Annotated in this window: 12 protein-coding genes and 1 CRISPR repeat array; of the genes, 5 read left to right on the plus strand and 7 right to left on the minus strand. The window is 40.3% G+C overall.

Translation table 11 applies throughout. The features are described 5' to 3' along the window. Positions 1–17: 17 nt before the first annotated feature. The 4 genes from ldpA to lepB form a co-directional block, all read right to left on the minus strand. The gene (gene ldpA / locus H6G79_RS29525) at positions 18–1,190 is read right to left on the minus strand and encodes a circadian clock protein LdpA (RefSeq protein ID WP_190593776.1); all 1,173 of its coding nucleotides are present in this window, start codon (positions 1,188–1,190) and stop codon (positions 18–20) included. A 239-nt stretch (positions 1,191–1,429) separates the two neighbouring features. Continuing rightward, a complete protein-coding gene (locus H6G79_RS29530) occupies positions 1,430–3,265 on the minus strand; it encodes a GGDEF domain-containing response regulator (RefSeq protein ID WP_190593774.1) in 1,836 nt (611 codons plus the stop codon). Positions 3,266–4,229: 964 nt separating this feature from the next. Then, positions 4,230–5,027 (minus strand): MOSC domain-containing protein, encoded by a 798-nt coding sequence (locus H6G79_RS29535; protein ID WP_190593772.1) that lies wholly within the window; start codon positions 5,025–5,027, stop codon positions 4,230–4,232. 15 nt (positions 5,028–5,042) lie between these two features. Next, positions 5,043–5,684: a signal peptidase I gene (lepB, locus tag H6G79_RS29540; protein ID WP_190593770.1), complete on the minus strand. Its 642-nt coding sequence runs from the start codon at positions 5,682–5,684 to the stop codon at positions 5,043–5,045. Between the two features lie 245 nt (positions 5,685–5,929). On the opposite strand from lepB, the gene H6G79_RS29545 reads away from it, so the two are divergent. Next, positions 5,930–7,252 (plus strand): dihydroorotase, encoded by a 1,323-nt coding sequence (locus H6G79_RS29545; RefSeq protein WP_190593768.1) that lies wholly within the window; start codon positions 5,930–5,932, stop codon positions 7,250–7,252. Between the two features lie 1,404 nt (positions 7,253–8,656). Here H6G79_RS29545 and tsaE read toward each other — a convergent pair. Further along, positions 8,657–9,112, minus strand: coding sequence for a tRNA (adenosine(37)-N6)-threonylcarbamoyltransferase complex ATPase subunit type 1 TsaE (gene tsaE, locus H6G79_RS29550; RefSeq protein ID WP_190593766.1), 456 nt, complete (start codon positions 9,110–9,112; stop codon positions 8,657–8,659). 61 nt (positions 9,113–9,173) lie between these two features. Further along, positions 9,174–10,544 carry a gluconeogenesis factor YvcK family protein gene (gene yvcK / locus H6G79_RS29555; protein WP_190593759.1) on the minus strand — a complete coding sequence of 457 codons (1,371 nt, stop codon included), beginning with the start codon at positions 10,542–10,544 and terminating at the stop codon, positions 9,174–9,176. Positions 10,545–10,824: 280 nt separating this feature from the next. On the opposite strand from yvcK, the gene ruvC reads away from it, so the two are divergent. From ruvC to H6G79_RS29575, 4 genes are all read left to right on the plus strand, one after another. Then, positions 10,825–11,316 (plus strand): crossover junction endodeoxyribonuclease RuvC, encoded by a 492-nt coding sequence (gene ruvC, locus H6G79_RS29560; RefSeq protein ID WP_190593758.1) that lies wholly within the window; start codon positions 10,825–10,827, stop codon positions 11,314–11,316. 296 nt (positions 11,317–11,612) lie between these two features. Further along, complete coding sequence (locus H6G79_RS29565) at positions 11,613–12,218, plus strand: DUF3038 domain-containing protein (protein WP_062296578.1); 606 nt, start codon at positions 11,613–11,615, stop codon at positions 12,216–12,218. Further along, a complete protein-coding gene (locus H6G79_RS29570; protein ID WP_313934702.1) occupies positions 12,166–13,845 on the plus strand; it encodes a DUF4335 domain-containing protein in 1,680 nt (559 codons plus the stop codon). Before H6G79_RS29565 ends, H6G79_RS29570 begins: the two co-directional genes overlap by 53 nt. A gap of 289 nt (positions 13,846–14,134) precedes the next feature. Beyond that, positions 14,135–14,419: a YiaA/YiaB family inner membrane protein gene (locus H6G79_RS29575; RefSeq protein ID WP_190593757.1), complete on the plus strand. Its 285-nt coding sequence runs from the start codon at positions 14,135–14,137 to the stop codon at positions 14,417–14,419. A 108-nt stretch (positions 14,420–14,527) separates the two neighbouring features. After that, a CRISPR array of direct repeats spans positions 14,528–16,183; the repeat unit is 37 nt; unit sequence GTTTCAATCCCTAATAGGGATTAGTTGAAGTTTAAAC. Positions 16,184–16,609: 426 nt separating this feature from the next. Here the strand turns inward: H6G79_RS29575 and H6G79_RS29580 are convergent. Further along, entirely contained in the window at positions 16,610–18,094 is a 1,485-nt protein-coding gene (locus tag H6G79_RS29580) for a pitrilysin family protein (RefSeq protein ID WP_190593756.1), read from the minus strand. Positions 18,095–18,205: the final 111 nt, after the last annotated feature.

Here is an 18,205-nt window from a genome sequence, read left to right on the forward strand (position 1 = left end):
AGATAACGAACGAGCGATTATCGCTCTTGCTGTGACTTGATCTGGGAAACGAGAGAATAGGCAAGCCCTACAGCTTCCCACAATAAGTCCGGTTCTGATTCCAGGTGGACATTCCCTTGAACACTGGCGTAATTCACCTCCTTATTCTCCAACTGTTCGAGAATTGGCGACAGCAATACACGGGCATAGCTTCCGTAGGCGACTCCTGCTATTGAGGCAGAGGAAGACAAGGGAGAGGGGGAAGACAAGGGAGAAGAGTTTTCTTTCACCCCTGTACCCTTGCACTCCTGCACCCCTGCTCTCTTCAGTAGTCCCATTGCCTTTAACTTAGCAACGGTGTAGCTATTTGTGCCACCTGCTAACTGCACATATCCGGGTAGGTTCGCTGCCAAAACTTTTTGTCCTAATTTGACTGCCGCCGTAGTGGTACCATCTCCAATATCACCACTCATCGGACGACCATCGGTTTGCCAAATTAAAGTACGAGGACGTGGGGTAATTAGTTCATAAATTGCTTTTAAGTAATCAATCATGCCATCGCCATCAGGACAACTGATAGCCAATAACTGAAGTTGTTCAGCCCAAGGTGAAATTGCTTGCCATAATTTTTGAAATTCTACTAATCTGCCGACTTGTGTATGAATTTCTACGGCATTTACTCCTGTGGAAATTACCATTGGCGCGATCGCCTCTGGTGTTGATATATATGATCTAGTATAAATTATATCGTAAGGGCATAATGGGATGCAACGACCACAACCGTAACATTTCTGAGATTCTACCCCAGAAAAATTATCTGGTTTCCGGTTAAATGCGATCGCCTGTGCCGGACAAACTCGCTCACATGGTCTAAGACAGTCAGAGGGACAATGAACGGCATCAAACTCGGCTTTACGAAAATGGGGGTCTTCACCATCATTCAAACTCACCATTAACAAAGGCGAACCACCTTGATAGTCGAAGCCTCGTTCTTGGGCGGCTTTAGTCAGGTTTTTAGCTGCTTGCAGTCCGGCTTTGGCTGCTGCTATCACCGCCGGGTCAGCAGCGACATCTATACAGTCAGCACCCGCCAAAGTGTAGGCTAAAGTTAAACTTCTGACTGCTGGCAAATGTTGGTAGCTGGCTCCACAAATGAGCTTGAACCAGCAACCGTTTTCCAGGGAATGTAAAGGGGCAAACAAATCAGTCACATCTCTATTATGCTTTTATGTAACTGAAAATAGTAGTCTTTAATCAATAAAAATTTTTTGACACTATTTTGACTTTCTGAGTAACCAGACTCTCACTTTTGACAGCTAATGTCAATCAACTATTGCTATAAATTCTCTTGCTACCGAGAACAAATCAATATATTTTTGATTTTAAATTATGTAAATTTTATTGCTCAGTATATACCAATCTACTTGCTATCCGGTATAAAATCCTATCCTCACCACTGGGGCATAGATGCAATAAAGTCAATCACTGTTTCTGGTTTTAAAGGTTGAGAAAACAGAAACCCTTGAGCAAAGTCACAGTTCAAACTTCTTAATTTTACTAATTGTTCTTGAGTTTCTACGCCTTCAGCAATCACAGTCATATTCATAGATTTAGCAATACTAATTATTGTTGGTACTAGTCCTAGATTATCTTGATAAAACTGCATTCTAGTAATAAAAGACTTATCAATTTTTAAAGAATCTAAAGGCAAACTATGGATATAGCTGAGAGAAGAGTAACCAGTACCAAAATCATCCATTACTAACTTGACGTTGCGTTGTTTGATTTCCTCAATCATGCTTCTCACCGCATGAGTATTTTCCATAATCACACTTTCGGTAATTTCTAATTCTAGATTTTTGGGATTAACTTTGGTGTCATGAATAATTTGATCAATTTGGTTAATTAAGTTAGCTTGGGTAAACAGACGCGCACTTAAATTAACACTCATCGTTAAATTTTTAGGAATATTTGGATGCTCTTGCCAAAGGCGTAATTGTTGACAAGCTGATTGTAAAACCCAGATATCAATTTCATTAATTAAACCTGTTTCTTCGGCTATGGGGATAAACTCTGTGGGAGCCATTAAACCCCGCACAGGATGTTGCCAACGGACTAATGCTTCAAAGCCAGTAATTTGACCAGTACTTAAGGTAATAATCGGCTGATAATAAATAATCAACTCTCTTCTTTCAATGGCTCGCCGCAAATCATTTTCAATTTCTAACAGTTGAATAGCTTCTTGGTACATTGCCGGGTCAAAGACTTTATAACTGGCTTTACCTTGCGCTTTAGCACGATACATAGCTGTGTCGGCATCCCGTAATAAATACTCTGGTTTTTCGTAATCTTTACAACCCCAATTAATCCCAATACTAGCATTCATAAATACTTCATATCTAGACAATTTAAATGTCATAGATAGTTCTTGGAGCATGAGTTCGGCAACTTGAATTGCGGAATTAATATCGGAAATATTTTCGAGAAGAATACCAAATTCATCACCACCGAGTCTTGCTAGGGTATCACCAGGATTCAAGCATGATTGCAGACGACGCGCAATCGCAATCAGTAATTCATCTCCCACAAGATGACCGAGAGAATCATTGACAACTTTGAAGCGATCGCAATCTAAATATAGGACAGCAAAATGATAGTTTTTATCTTCTCTCGCTAGGTTAAGAGCTTTGCCTAACTGTCTTAAAAACAAAACCCGATTTGGTAATCCTGTGAGTGCGTCATGGAGAACTATATCTAGTAATTTATCTTGTAATTGTTGCCGAGAAATTATTTCTCGTTGCAGTTTTTGTAGAGCATTTTCTAATTCCCAAGTTCGAGATTTGACTCTTTGCTCTAGTTCTGTATTGAGTCTTAAAATTTCTAATCTTGCTTGTCTCAGTTCTAGTTGATTTTGAACGCGCACTACAACTTCTTCAAACTCAAAGGGTTTAGTAATATAGTCTACTCCCCCTAATCTAAAACCTTTAATTTTATCGAAGACATCATCTAAAGCACTAATAAAAATTACGGGAATATCTGCGGTTAAATCCCAACTCTTAAACCGCCGACAAACTTCATAGCCGTCAACTTCTGGCATCATAATATCAAGTAAAATTAGATCCGGTAAAACAGTTTGACAAGCAGTTAAAGCCATTTGCCAGTTTAACGCTTTACGGACGTTGTATCCTTTTCTAGCCAGTAGAGAGGATAAAACTCTCAAGTTATCTGCCTTGTCGTCAATTATTAAAATATCTTTTTTATCCGGGTCTAACTGCTGGTGGTTCATTACATCTTGCTTCTCGTCAATTCCATAGTTTTCTCAAACTGATACTTATTAGCTAAATTGTTGAAAACCCGGCACATTTGATTGTAATCTTATTCTGAAAATATTTTTCTTTGGGATCGCAGATTTGATTTTCTGCTTGGCATTTGTGAGATGACTTAGCTGCTGTGATCAAAATAGATACCAGATACCTTACCTGTTCCACAAAAATCGGGAATTCAGTAATACTGAGTTTTCTAATTGGTCTAGCAGCTTTAGTGTTGCTGTACTTTATTTTGCAATGCAAGATAAACCAATAGCCTCACAACGACTCTCAATTACAAGACAAAGGTCTTAATTATAACTAATATCATGGGTATTTTGGCATAAACATTGGTAATGAGGAGATGAAACGATTGAGTAAGCGGAAGTTTAAATATCATGGTTGTTGGATTTTTCCCTAGCTCCCGTTGTGGATAACTCAGGCAACTTTAGATACATAATTTGCTCCGGGTTATTACTGTGTGATACGTTCAAAGCTACAAAGGATATTACTATTTTTAGTATAAAGATTTACTTTTGCCAAGCTCTACGCATACATAGCAGAGGCAATTTTATAATTACACTAAGTCCTGAAACTTTTGTATGGCAGCAGAATTTAGACTATTGTGGAGTTTGAGATGTTGGATTTTCTTATGATTGACTGGTAAGTTTTTCGGGGATTCATCTATTGCAATCATTTGTCAATTTGGCCTTACTGTAATCTAGCTTAGTGATATCTCAAGGTTACTGTTTAGCCAAAATCAAAAATAGATGAACACTTGTTTACTCAAGTCTTTGGGAGCAAATTTGAACTTAGAGATTTTTAGTAAATAGTTTACAAGTCTCGCACTTGCAGCTAAAAACCTGATAATAAATATTCAAATCTTGTAAGCACAATTGCATAATAGCTTAACAGTCATCCAATTATTGATATTAATAAAATTTATTAATTAATATCTGGAATTATTTCGATTTCATCACCAATTTGTAATATTTTGCCAGATTCTGATATGTGTACTCTAGTATTCACACTCAAGCGGTAAAAATGATTAAAGTGTGATAGATTTACTGAGTCTGGTAATGTTGCTTGTCGCTGTTGGATAAATATTTTTTGGAAACTTGGGTAAACTGCGGCTGAGTCAGGATTCCTGGTTGGGACTACACAACGCTGGCATGGGTTGACTCCAAAAAACTGCACATTTCCCACTCGCAAGGCGACTAATTGATCTGGTTCACTAAATAAATGATCTTCCCAAAAAGCTGGTACACCTGCGATTTCAATGTTGGCACGTATCCGACGACGCATTTCATCGACAGTGACACCAGGAAACCACGAAGCAACTTCTGTTAAAGTTGCTGTACTAATTACAGTTGGGCCAGGAGAATCGGTATCATCAGGAAAACCCATTAGTGAGTTTTGAGCGATGGTAAGGGAAAACCCAAAAAAATCACTTAAAGCGGCGGTTAATTTTTCTCTCTCTGTATTTAAATTAAAAACTAATGGTGAATCCTGGTGAGGAATTTTCAGAGAGATGGTTTGATCGCCAGAGGTGTTTTGATAATCCGCCCGCAGTAAATGAATTTTGGGATGACGCTTACCATTGACAAATTTACTTTGTACATCAAAAAGGGCGAACTCGCGATCGCCTTTTAATGCGCCACTAGACAAAACCTCGGCTTGTGCCACTTCTACCCCATCTAGTGACTTAATTGGGTAAATTACGATTTTGGCTAGGTACGGCATTTTCAGATAACTTGGTTAGGGATACAAGGGTGATTTATCAATACCGCCAACATGATTTAACGGCCAAAAGCGCAATACAGCCCGACCGATAATATTCTCGCGGGGTACAACACCCCAACAACGGCTATCGTAACTGCTGTTACGGTTGTCACCTAAAACTAGGTAAGCATTTGGCGGTATTGTCTGCGCTTTAGCTAGGAAAGCTGGTTGCTGTCCAGAGGTGCAAACATCAACCACTGTGCGCTGGCTAGAACCTAAATAAGCTTCTTCTTCCAGGGGTTTGTTATTAATGTAGACTTTACCATCACGCAGTTCTACTGTTTCTCCTGGTAAGCCAATCACACGTTTAATAAACGCATCTTGATATTGTTCACGCTTGAGTTCGTCAGTGGGTGAAAAAACCACAATATCTCCCCGTTGGGGGCTGGCAAACTTATACTTCAACTTATCAACAATAATCTTGTCTGCTTCCCACTGGTTTTGAGTCCCATGCAAAGTTGGTTCCATAGAACCAGAAGGAATCCAGCGAGCTTCAGCAACAAAAGTACGAATGCCCAGGGCAAGAACGATACTTAATACAACTGTTCTACCTAGCTCGGCAATCCAGGAATTATCGGGTTTTTGATTAGAATTTTGATCAGACACTTGATTTTGCATGAAAGTACTGAAGTAAGGAAAAGTGTAGTAATTAACTAGCTTAGGGAAAGTCTATCTGTTAATTTTAACGAGAAAATTAGGTTCTCTAGGTGAGTTTTAGCATCTTTACAGACAGATGTATAAGTTAAAAATAAACTTTTTTTGAATCAGCTGCAAAAATTGATCATAGAAAGAGCAAGCAAGTTTCATCTAAGATTAAAGCTTGCCGTCATACATAACTCCTTTCCTTCAAATTTTTTAGCTCCATGTCATCTTCAGAAAGTTTACTAATTCGCCGCGCTCGCATTGTCCTACCCAATGGTGAATTCATGGTTGGGGATGTACTTGTGCGCGATCGCCTCATCCAAGAAGTGGCACCGGAGATTGCTGGTACCATTGTCACCAGAGAGGTTGACGCACAAGGGTTAACTTTGTTGCCAGGAGTTATCGACCCGCAAGTGCATTTTCGGGAACCAGGACTAGAACATAAAGAAGATTTATTTACCGCTAGTTGTGCCTGTGCTAAGGGCGGTGTGACTTCGTTTTTAGAAATGCCTAATACCCGCCCCCTGACTACTACTCAAGCGGCATTAGATGATAAACTCCAACGGGCAGCTAGTAAGTGTGTAGTGAATTATGGCTTTTTTATTGGTGCAACCGCAGAAGTTTTGCCAGATTTACTCACAGCCCAACCAACACCAGGAATTAAAGTTTTCATGGGTTCGATGCACGGTCAGTTACTGGTTGACCAAGATACTGTGCTGGAAGCCATTTTCGCCCAAGGCGATCGCTTAATTGCGGTTCACGCTGAAGACCAAGAACGCATTAATCAACGACGACAAGAGTTTGCTGGTATTCATGACCCAGCAATTCACTCCCAAATTCAAGATAATCAAGCGGCGCTGTTAGCCACCCAAAAAGCCTTAAATCTTTCTAAAAAATATCAGCGTCGGCTACATATATTACATCTGTCCACAGGCGAAGAAGCTGAGTTATTACGTCACGACAAACCGCGTTGGGTGACTGCGGAGGTCACACCACAACATTTGTTATTGAATAGCAGTGCTTATCAAGATATTGGCACTTTAGCGCAGATGAATCCGCCATTGCGATCGCCCCACGATAACGAAGTTCTCTGGCAAGCGTTACGGGATGGTGTGATTGATTTTATCGCCACCGACCATGCCCCCCACACCTTGGCAGAAAAAGCCCAAGAATACCCCAATACACCTTCGGGAATGCCCGGTGTCGAGACTTCTTTACCATTGATGTTAACTGCGGCAATGCAAGGAAAATGTACTGTGGCGCAAGTTGCCAACTGGATGTCTAATGCGGTGGCGCAAGCTTATAAAATTCCGCATAAAGGAGCGATCGCACCTGGTTACGATGCCGATTTAGTCTTGGTAGACTTGGATAATTACAGTCCCGTCCGCCGGGAAGATTTGTTAACCAAATGTGGTTGGAGTCCCTTTGAAGGTTGGAACCTCACAGGCTGGCCTGTCATCACAATTGTGGGTGGACAAATTGTCTATGAACAAAATCGCGTTAATACTGACGTGCGCGGTCAAGCTTTAACTTTCTCTTCATAAATATTTAGTAGTGCTGAGTGCTGAGTGCTGAGTTCTCAGTTCTCAGTTCTCAGTTCTCAGTTCTCAGTTCTCAGTTCTCAGTTAAAGATTCTACCCCTCCTCCCTGCCCCCTGCCTCCTTTCAACTACGTATAAACACTAGCTTCCAAATTTGGAGGCGAAAAGTTGAGTGTTTATACGATTTTAACTCGTATAAATACTATGCTACTTGGTTAAAAATGTTTGGGCTTTTGGAAGATATATCAGTATGAATATAAGATTTTCTTTTAACCAAGACTTTTTAAAATTAATTTATCTCATAACTTAATCATTAGTTACTTTTTGATTACAGATTCTGTTTTTAACTTGGGAATACTAGGTCAGTGGATAGATGACAGGATGGCTACTGCGATCGTAAATCTTTTAACCTTTCTCAACTAGTCTTTTGTGTTCAACTATCCGGATTTTTCCGCTAAAAAAAGAAGAGAATTAATAGGGTTAAGTAAACGGGCAAATTTCTGTGAAAACTCAGTTTTATACATATATAAATTTTATATGCACTTAATTTGGACGACCTTAAAACCTATTTTTTACACTTCTGATTGATTGTTTTCTCAGCAATTGGTGTTCTAAAAGCCAGCATTAGCAAAGAAAACAAAGTTAGTCTCAAAACACTAGCATCCCAATTAAACACACTAAAAGAAACAATTTACTTAGTTAATCAAAGGCAGGTACAAAGAAAAACAGAATACAAGTAATACATCCCAGTACTGACTGGCTAACTAAAATTCATCTGTAAATGAGCCTTCTCACCAAGATGATTCCCTAAACAACAAATTAAAGTCACTTCTTATTTGAATGTAATTACCCTTGAGTGTCCGCACTCAAAAATCTGGCAGCTTGCTAGATATCACTCTCCAAAGGATTGTTTCATTCAAAAGCTTTGACTCAAGATTTATCGACACTTACGGCAATACTGTCTGCGAGCATAGACCAAAAATTAGCTAAATGCAGTCGCTAGTAAATGTCAATCAAGGCCAAACCCCTATTGTACAGTATTCCATTGATTTTTGAATAATGAAGGCAGTAATGTTAGTCAATTTCTTCGATGAACGCGGTAGTGGTAGATAGAACGAGTGTACAATCCCCCCTCGACTATCGATACATTTTTATCATCTCATCATGATGTGAGGCTAATTTTGGATGGGACAGTTGTCCTTGTAGTTCATTTATGTAGAACCGCATCCAGAAAATTTTCTCACAACCTACAGCAATGAATTATGAATTCTGAGCGGCAAAATTTGCCGCTCAAACTTCTTTTGGGTGGGATTCTCTACACAACTTTTGCCTACCCAATTTTTTTTGCTTTGATGGTGCATAATCACGGATAATTGTATAGTCTAATCCACAAATCTAAATAATTTATCTAGATTTTAGCAATTAACTCGCTGATGTTGCAATGTAATCCTGTAATATCAGCTTGACGAGTACCATTGTCGCCGTAGCTTAAACGCACACACAGATAACTCTCTGGCTGGTAAGGCATTCTCTCAGCCCACTCTATCGCTACAATTCCAGGTTCTATTTCGATTCCTTCCCAATAGCTTTCTAAGTTTAAACCTGTCACCTCTGATGGTTCTAAGCGATATAAGTCGAGGTGATAAAGGGGTATACGCCCTTGAGTGTATTCATTAATCAAAGTAAAAGTGGGGCTGACAATAGATTCGGTAATTCCTAAACCTTGACCAATGCCTTGCACCAAGGTAGTTTTACCTGCACCTAAGTCGCCTTCTAGTAAAATGACAGTACCAGGAGTTAAAGTTTGACCTAGTTTGATACCTAAATTCAGAGTTGCTTGGACATCTGCAAGAGAAATTTTCATTGTTGGTCATTGATCATTGGTCATTAGTCATTAGTGTATACACATGACTAATGACTAATTCTTACTTGCCATGATGAGCGCCACTGTACCAGCGTAACAAGACTTTTGCGAGTTTTTGGGGATTATGACGGACAACACCAGTTTCATCTTCATACAATACATTCGCTAAAACAACTCGTCGCCCTAGTAACGATACATCTTCTCTGTCGAGGAAAACTGGATGAGAATTTTGTTGGGCATAACGGATGAGAGATTGGGGAGAAGGAGATTTTTTGTGTACCATAACAGCATCAAATAATCTCCTTTGACCACAGGCTGCATCAATAGCTTTGATATGGTCAGCAACAGTATAGCCCTCAGTTTCTCCTGGTTGGGTCATAATATTGCAGATGTAGATGCGAGGGGCTTTGGAGGAGGCGATCGCATTGGCAATTTCTGGTACTAGTAAATTAGGAATCAAGCTGGTATACAGGCTACCCGGCCCAATAATAATATAGTCAGCTTCTTTAATTGCTTTAATCGCTGCGGGTAAGGCTGGTGGATTAGCAGGTGTGCAACCAATTTTGACAATTTTACCACCAGCTTTAGGAATATTCGATTCTCCTTCAATGCGGCGGCCATCGGCTAATTCTGCCCACAGACGCACATCGGTGAGGGTTGCTGGCAAAACTTGTCCCCGCACCGCCAAGACTTTAGAACTTGCCGCCACAGCACGTTCTAAATCACCAGTAATCTCACTCATAGCAGTTAAGAATAAGTTACCAAAACTATGCCCCGTCAAGCCATCGCCTGCCCGAAAGCGGTATTGAAACAATTCTGTTAACAGCTTTTCTTCATCTGCTAAGGCTGCTAAACAATTGCGAATATCTCCCGGTGGTAGCACACCAAATTCTTGACGCAACCGCCCAGAAGAACCACCATCATCAGCAACCGTGACGATCGCACTAATATTAGCACTATAAGTTTTCAGTCCCCGCAACAAAGTCGAAAGTCCGGTACCACCGCCAATGACTACAATTTTCGGCCCGCGATACAAGCGGCGATGGGCTAACAAAACATCAATGAGTTCTGTTTCACCTTGTTGTTTGAAAGCCGCAGTAATGGAACCCACAGTGCGAGTTTGTCCCCAAAGCAGCAACAGTAAGCCGCACAGTAGCACCAAAGGGCCACTGATATAGTTGGGTAGGATGTTGGTAATTACTCCCAGAAAATTCCTCAACAACTCCAACAGCCAAAAAATCGGGGTCAACTTCACCCATATAGCTAACCCCAAACTCGCCAAAAATACACCGCCAACGCTAATAAGTAACCAGCGTTTTACTGATAGTCCTGGAGATAACCACTTAAACCACTGGTTAACCCGATAAGATGTGCGGCTGCGCGACTGCTGTTGCAGGGCGTGGAGGGCTTGTCTGAGAAAACCAATTGACATACCTGATTGAAAGCAGTGCTACAAACTAATGAATAAAGGAAAATTTACACTCCCTGGTTTTAACACCAAGTGTGTCATTATTAAGTATTTCAGTGCTTTGAGACTGATAGCAGAAGACAGGAGATAGAGACCAAATGTAAGCAGGAGGTAATAGTATTACTATGCCTAACATTCTGCTTTCCGAGTGTCCTAACTTCTGTGACTACAGCTAGAAAACCAGTCATCAAAGTTGCCAGTCTTCCCAGTAAAACAATACCCTGGCTTGGTCAAAGTTAGTTTAATGGAAAAACGAATTTTAGGTTTAGATCCTGGATTAGCCATTTTAGGATTTGGCGTAATTACTTGCAAACAAGGCTCTAGCAAGGTACAAGACACAACGGTAGATATGCTTGACTTTGGGGTAATTCGTACCTCGGCAGATGCAGAAATGGCACAGCGCCTGTGTACCTTGTTTGATGATTTACACACCCTGATTAGTGAATTGCAACCAGACTTGGTTGCGATCGAAAAGCTGTTCTTCTATCGTATGTCAAGCACTATTCTTGTAGCACAAGCTCGTGGCGTTGTCATGTTAGTTTTGGGACAACATCGCTTACCTTATGTAGAATTTACCCCGGCACAAATTAAACAAGCTTTAACCGGCTATGGCAATGCAGATAAATCTGATGTGCAAGCCGCAGTGGCGCGAGAGTTGAATTTAGATACAATCCCAAGACCAGACGATGCCGCAGATGCTTTAGCAGTAGCTTTAACAGCATCTTTTCAGTTGTAATTATTCATCACAGAGCCATCAATTATTTATTGTTGATATTGATTTATACTTCATACGGAAGCAGTGGTAGAGGCTAGGAAAATTTTTACTGAGGTAGATCATTTTCTCCTCTGCTAAGTGTATGGAAAATAAATTTTCATCTTGTAGAGTAAGACAGTGACAACTGCTGTTTACCAAAGTTCAACCAGCTAAAAGCTAGTTCCTGCCAAAATTTATGTATGGGAAACCAACTTAAATCCTAAAGAGTCTGGTTTCAAAATAGGTAACAGCACCAGCCCCTACCAGCCCGATCACCTATGCTAAAAGTTATGCACTCGGCCGCCGACTCAGCCACACCCAATTCTCAGTGGGAGGAGTTAATTAAGCTTCCAACCCCAGACACAGTTCAATGGGACAATATCAAAACTCAGTTGGACTTGGTACTGTTGGCGCTAGAAACCTTAACTGGGATTGGTTCTGAGGCTATGCTTTCGGCGGCAGTTAACCTAAATTTAGAGTCAAGAGTGCCAGACCGCGTAGCTTTATGGCGGCTACGGCAGTCAAATCCCCTACGCAAAGGTCAAGGAGGGCGAAAAAAGCTAGATGTAGAAGAAGCGCGATCGCTTGTTTTAATCATCTGCTATCTCGCCAAACAGCACCAAGAATTAATTCGTCGTGCTGTTGGGTTACTAGAGCAAATGGCGGAAAATAACCGGGAACCTCATCAGGCTGCTTTACTTGGAGATTACATTGATGCTTTTTGCAACACCTACCAAGAGCGAATGGAAGAGGATGACCAAATCTCAACGGAATTACTCACCCACCTGGCACTTAAATTGCTCGTAAACTTGTTGTTTTACAGCGCCCCTGGTGGACACCGCCGTCTCTGGCTCGCACTCATCGACCATTCCGCAAAATATTGAAAACGTCTCCTTTGCAGTTTCTGCCATGCCTGTATTAAATTCTGTCATTCGTCGCTACACACCCCCCACTTGCACACTCGAAGTATTGGCACAAAGTTCGCCTTTGTCCCGTTGGATGGGGAAAACTGTAATTAAGCAACTCAGCTTTGAGTTACGCATTGACGATCCACGACTACCAGAAGAACGCAGGGTTGTAATTCGGGGCGATCGCGACCAACTCGAAGCTTTATGTGATGCCGTCACCAGCTATGTGCAGCAATTCCTCCAACAGTCGCCAGAAAGTTTTTCGCTGGGTTTTTCTGGCTTTGGCGATGCAATTACAACATCTGATGATTCAGCCCCATCGGCTTTATCCACACAGACTTTAAAATCTTTCGCCGCCGACATTCCCAGAAGCAAAATCTATTTAGAACCGGGCAGTTCTTTAACTCACAAATTACATCTTGGTTCTTTGTCTGGTCAAGCCTCTAGCTCATTGGTGCAACTCAGTTTATTACAACTTTATGATTTAGCCTCAGCTTTGGATGAATACTCAGCTGATGTGATGGCTTTACCATCTCTGAATAACAATAATTCTGTTCTCCGTTTCCCGACTTGGGCTCCTATAGCCGCAGTTTTGGTTTTAAGTGTAGGTTTATTGCCAATCACTTTACAATACGCCAATTATTATCGACAAAATCAGCCGACAACGGCAAATAAAACTACTGCTCAAGAGTCTGATGTGGCTTTAGCACCTACACCACCAGCTAACTTGAGTACACCACTACCTGGACTGATATCTCCAGATAATTTACCATCACTGCCACCCATCGACTCTACTCTGCCTCTGCCAACTTCTCGTTTGCCGGCACAACCAGTCATTCCTCCTGGGGCGGGTATTTCTTCCGCTAACTCCGCCACCTCCCTCGGTGTACCGTCAACATCTTCCAAAACTGGGCTGAATATACCCCAAGCAAGCATTAGCACCAAGAATAATCTCCCAAGTACCACATCAACAACAATTTCTGGTCAACAAATTGCCCTAAACCCTGCACCGTCCATTACTCAGGGTGAAATTAGCTTACCTCAAAGGCGGAGTTTACCTCCACGTCTGTCTTCTGGGGCGGATAATTTATCATCTAGTAATATCCCGTCAATTGTTCCGCCACCATTGGCAACTATACCCAATAACAACCGTGGCAATAATCTTTCGCCAGAGTACTCACCAACTAATCAACAACTAGGAGACAAAATCAGTTCGTCTCTACCACCTTCAGCCGCAGAAAATAATCCATTTGTTGATAGATTGGGTGATACTCCGCAAACTGCTGCACCTCCTAATGTGGCTACCAACAGCACAATATTTGACACAACCCAAATAGCAGAAGCTAGAAGTTTCTTTCAGAAGCGTTGGCAACCACCTGCGGGATTAACACAAACATTAGAATACAGCTTGACTGTGGATGTGGATGGTTCTCTGGCACGGATTTTACCTTTGAATAAACCAGCAAGAGAGTTTATTGATAATACAGGTATACCTGCAATTGGTAAGCCTTTTGTTTCTGGTAATAAATCTGGTCAAAATATCAGGATTCGAGTTGTTTTCAGTCCTGATGGTAAAGTACAAACATTTTCAGAATCTGAATAATTAAATTTCCCAACTTTATGCCATTTATTTAACTGGTACAAAACTATGTACCAGTTATTCTTTTATTTAGGTACTTTTTAGTTAACTGATTACAGTCCAGTTATCAAAGTGGTAATTTAATTGTTGTAATTGACTACACAAATTAATAATATCGCTACTATAGCAGGGGACAGGAGACAGGTTACAGGTGACAGAATTAAAAGTTATTTTCTGTCGAGTTTGTCTCATTTCCAAATATCCTAATTACCTTTGCTATTGCTAGAAAATTTTGAATTTATCGGGCGGAAATATGCAGCAACTAAGTTCACAAAAAGATAGTACAGCTTGGATTATTCAAACATGGGCTGCTTTTATGCTTTCTGTTTCTATGACTAGCTTTGGGATTGTGAATTTGCCTGTAGATAACTGGGTAAAAGGTTTTATGGGTATGGGTTTAGCTTTTTCTGTTGGTTCGACTTTTACCTTGGCAAAAACAACCAGAGATTTGCACGAAGCTAAAAGATTAACAGCAAGAATTGATGAGGCAAAGGTGGAAAAATTACTATCACAACATGATTCTTTAAGTTTAAAATAATCTATCTTTTCTAGCGGGGGATTTATTGATATTTGAGAGGATGTTTTAAAAGTCCTCTCTTTGGTAGCAAGACATTTTAGATCCCCCCTAAATACCCTTTTACATCAAATTTGAACCACTAATAGGGATTAGTTGAAGTTTAAACTCAAAAGAAATAAATCCATCAGCGCCAGCGAATTACCAGTTTCAATCCCTAATAGGGATTAGTTGAAGTTTAAACTTACCAACTAAGTTTATTGCCAACCCTGGTATCAGTTTCAATCCCTAATAGGGATTAGTTGAAGTTTAAACCACAAGAAGTCTTTTAAGAGCGTCTAAGCTTTGTGTTTCAATCCCTAATAGGGATTAGTTGAAGTTTAAACTTCAAGCATTACTAAGCTTAAACAACAACAAGCTTATTAATATGTTTCAATCCCTAATAGGGATTAGTTGAAGTTTAAACATTCCCTGTAAATATCGGTGTAACGATAATCCACGTTTCAATCCCTAATAGGGATTAGTTGAAGTTTAAACGTTTAAACAGGAGGAAGTTGCGCCATCCCCAAAGGTTTCAATCCCTAATAGGGATTAGTTGAAGTTTAAACTCTCCAGCAGAGTGATATTGAGACAAATAGTCTGCGAGTTTCAATCCCTAATAGGGATTAGTTGAAGTTTAAACACAAGGAAATGTAAACCATAATATGGAATCAACAACAATGACCAGTTTCAATCCCTAATAGGGATTAGTTGAAGTTTAAACCTAAAGCGCCGCAACACAACACACAACAGCACCGTTTCAATCCCTAATAGGGATTAGTTGAAGTTTAAACTCGAATCAGTAGATTGTCCTTGGGCGGTTACCGTAGTTTCAATCCCTAATAGGGATTAGTTGAAGTTTAAACCAAAGTAGTTATTCATTACTCAAACACCTCAGCAGTTTCAATCCCTAATAGGGATTAGTTGAAGTTTAAACGAAACGCTCAATCCTTGCAAAAAGATGCAATGGCTGAGTTTCAATCCCTAATAGGGATTAGTTGAAGTTTAAACTTCTTTTTTAAAATTTGAGAAATCAGTTTTTAATACTCGTTTCAATCCCTAATAGGGATTAGTTGAAGTTTAAACTCATGACCCTGTATTAATTTTTGAAGCTTGGGGCCTAAGTTTCAATCCCTAATAGGGATTAGTTGAAGTTTAAACCAGGGTCACATTTGTCGTAATTAGCACCGTAGAATCTGTTTCAATCCCTAATAGGGATTAGTTGAAGTTTAAACATTACTGGCAAGCTATGTATCAACTAGATTTATTCCAGGCAGGTTTCAATCCCTAATAGGGATTAGTTGAAGTTTAAACGTTCTGGTACTTCATTGATATTTATAGGCAAAGGTTTCAATCCCTAATAGGGATTAGTTGAAGTTTAAACAGTTTTGATCCAGCTTCCGAAATAGATTTAAGTTTTGTTTCAATCCCTAATAGGGATTAGTTGAAGTTTAAACGTAGAGGAATTAAACGGTCGGAAGAATTTAAAGAAAGTTTCAATCCCTAATAGGGATTAGTTGAAGTTTAAACAGATTCTTGTTCAATTAATGTATATGGGTTATTTACAGTTTCAATCCCTAATAGGGATTAGTTGAAGTTTAAACAATTGTATGCAATGAATAAAGTACTTTTAGTACTTGAGTTTCAATCCCTAATAGGGATTAGTTGAAGTTTAAACTTTAAATTACATTTATACTTCTCTGCTAACTCTGGTTTCAATCCCTAATAGGGATTAGTTGAAGTTTAAACTGCGGGGACTGGAAAGGCAGTCTGTATTTAGTTTTCAAGGTGCGGTTTCGCGGATGGGTTGATTTTAACATGGGGAAATATCAGTTGAGTTAACTAAAATGGCTGAAACCTAGACTGGGTAAGGTGCGCGGATGATTTTTAGGAATTTTTTCTGCAAAAGCTTGCACTTCAAGGAATCTAGCTATTTTGTCAAAAGCGAGATTTTGTACACCTACCCATCCGCGCATCGAGAAGAATTTTGTTTGGTTGTAGCTTATGCACAAAGGTTATTTGTTGAGAATGGGTGAAGGGGAAAAATCAAGTCAAAAGTCAAAAATTCTCGGACTTTTGAATTTTGACTTCTTTGTGAGGGTGTAGATGTTCAAAACCCTTTTACACCCTTACACCCATTTTCACAGCCAATCTTTGTGCATAACTTCTAGATGATTAATTCTTAGCTTGTGATGGTGAACCAGGAATTGTCACATCGATGGTTGTGACTTGTTTGGCTAAACCTGTTAATGGTGGTTTAATTGCGGTTTGATTTCCCACAACTAAGGTTATCAGGTTTTCTGGTTTGAGATATTGCTTGGCTACCCGTTGCACATCGGCGGCGGTGGTGGCGGCGACGGCTTTTTGATAACGGAATAAAAAGTCTGATGGATAGCCATAATATTCATACCGCATCAGCCGTGATAAGGTTTGACCGGGGTCTTGAAAGTTAAACACGAAAGAATTGAGAGTTGATTCTTTAGCAAAAGCCAGTTCTTGGGCTGTTACTGGTTGTGCTTGAATACGTTTAATTTCGGTTTGTAAGGATTTCACAAACTGGACAGTAGCCTCAGAACGGGTTTGTCCACCAGCCAAGAAAATACCGGGATAATCAAACCGGGGACTCCAGTAACCATATACAGAGTAAGCTAAACCTTGGCGCGATCGCACTTCATTAAATAAGCGTCCACCAAAACCATTTAACACCCCATTTAATACATCCAGTGCGGCATAGTCGGGGCTGTCGAATTGTCCACCTAAATGCCCTAACAGTACACTACTTTGAGTTAACTGGGGCTGATTGACAAAAAATACTCCGCCTTTGTTGGCTGGGGAAACTTCTGGTAACTGGGGTTTAGTGATTTTGGGGTTACGTTGCCAATCACCTAATTTAGCTTGAATGAGCGATCGCATTTTTTTACTATCAAAATCGCCCACAATCCCCAAAATTATATTATTGGGGTGAAAGTATTGCTGGTAAAACTGAACTAAATCTTCCCGGCGAATTTTATCCAATGTGGCATATTCCACAGTCCGCGAATATGGACTTTCTTTGCCATAAACCAATTTTCTAAATTCTCGGCTGGCAATACTATTAGGATCATCATTGCGGCGGGCAATTCCCCCTTTAGTTTGGTTCTTGGCTAAATCCAGTTTATCTTGGGCAAATACTGGTTCCCGCAGTACTTCCGCAAATAAACCAAACACAGTGTCCACATCTTCAGTTAGCGCCTCAAAACTTGCACTCCCCGAACCCTCACCAATACTTGTTTCTACCGATGCAGCCCGTTGTTCTAAGATTTCATTGAGTTCATCGGGTGAATGCTGCTTAGTTCCCCCAGTCCGCATGACTGCACCTGTTAAACCAGCTAACCCAACTTTATCACCTGGTTCCCAACGGCTACCAGTCCGCACCAAAGCCGAACCACTCACTAACGGCAGTTCATGATCTTCTACTAAATACACAACTAAGCCATTTTGTAAAGCAAAGCGTTCATATTTGGGTAATTTGACCGCAGGTAAAGCTGGTAATTTTAACTCTGTGTAATGTTTGGCTGTTGTTGTCGCTGCTAAAGAAAAGTCAAAAGTCAAAAGTAAAAAGGCAAAGGCAAACATGACAACATAAATCAACCTTTTACCATGCAATAGTTTGAATTTCATCGACCTCTTACCCTTCACCTGATGTTTATATCTGTGCATATTTCTTCTCTCCCTTCGCGCCCTACCCTTCGGGAAGCCACTTCGTGTCTATGCGTTCTTTGCGGTTCGTTT

Source organism: Anabaena sp. FACHB-83 (assembly GCF_014697485.1).
GTDB lineage: Bacteria > Cyanobacteriota > Cyanobacteriia > Cyanobacteriales > Nostocaceae > Nostoc_B.

Coding starts and splice junctions, on each gene's coding strand:
- H6G79_RS29535 (WP_190593772.1), bottom strand. CDS start 5,027: ATGCCGTACCTAGCCAAAATCGTAATTTACCCAATTAAGTCACTAGAT.
- tsaE (WP_190593766.1), bottom strand. CDS start 9,112: ATGAAAATTTCTCTTGCAGATGTCCAAGCAACTCTGAATTTAGGTATC.
- H6G79_RS29545 (WP_190593768.1), top strand. CDS start 5,930: ATGTCATCTTCAGAAAGTTTACTAATTCGCCGCGCTCGCATTGTCCTA.
- H6G79_RS29575 (WP_190593757.1), top strand. CDS start 14,135: ATGCAGCAACTAAGTTCACAAAAAGATAGTACAGCTTGGATTATTCAA.
- H6G79_RS29580 (WP_190593756.1), bottom strand. CDS start 18,094: ATGAAATTCAAACTATTGCATGGTAAAAGGTTGATTTATGTTGTCATG.
- H6G79_RS29530 (WP_190593774.1), bottom strand. CDS start 3,265: ATGAACCACCAGCAGTTAGACCCGGATAAAAAAGATATTTTAATAATT.
- yvcK (WP_190593759.1), bottom strand. CDS start 10,544: ATGTCAATTGGTTTTCTCAGACAAGCCCTCCACGCCCTGCAACAGCAG.
- ruvC (WP_190593758.1), top strand. CDS start 10,825: ATGGAAAAACGAATTTTAGGTTTAGATCCTGGATTAGCCATTTTAGGA.
- lepB (WP_190593770.1), bottom strand. CDS start 5,684: ATGCAAAATCAAGTGTCTGATCAAAATTCTAATCAAAAACCCGATAAT.
- H6G79_RS29565 (WP_062296578.1), top strand. CDS start 11,613: ATGCTAAAAGTTATGCACTCGGCCGCCGACTCAGCCACACCCAATTCT.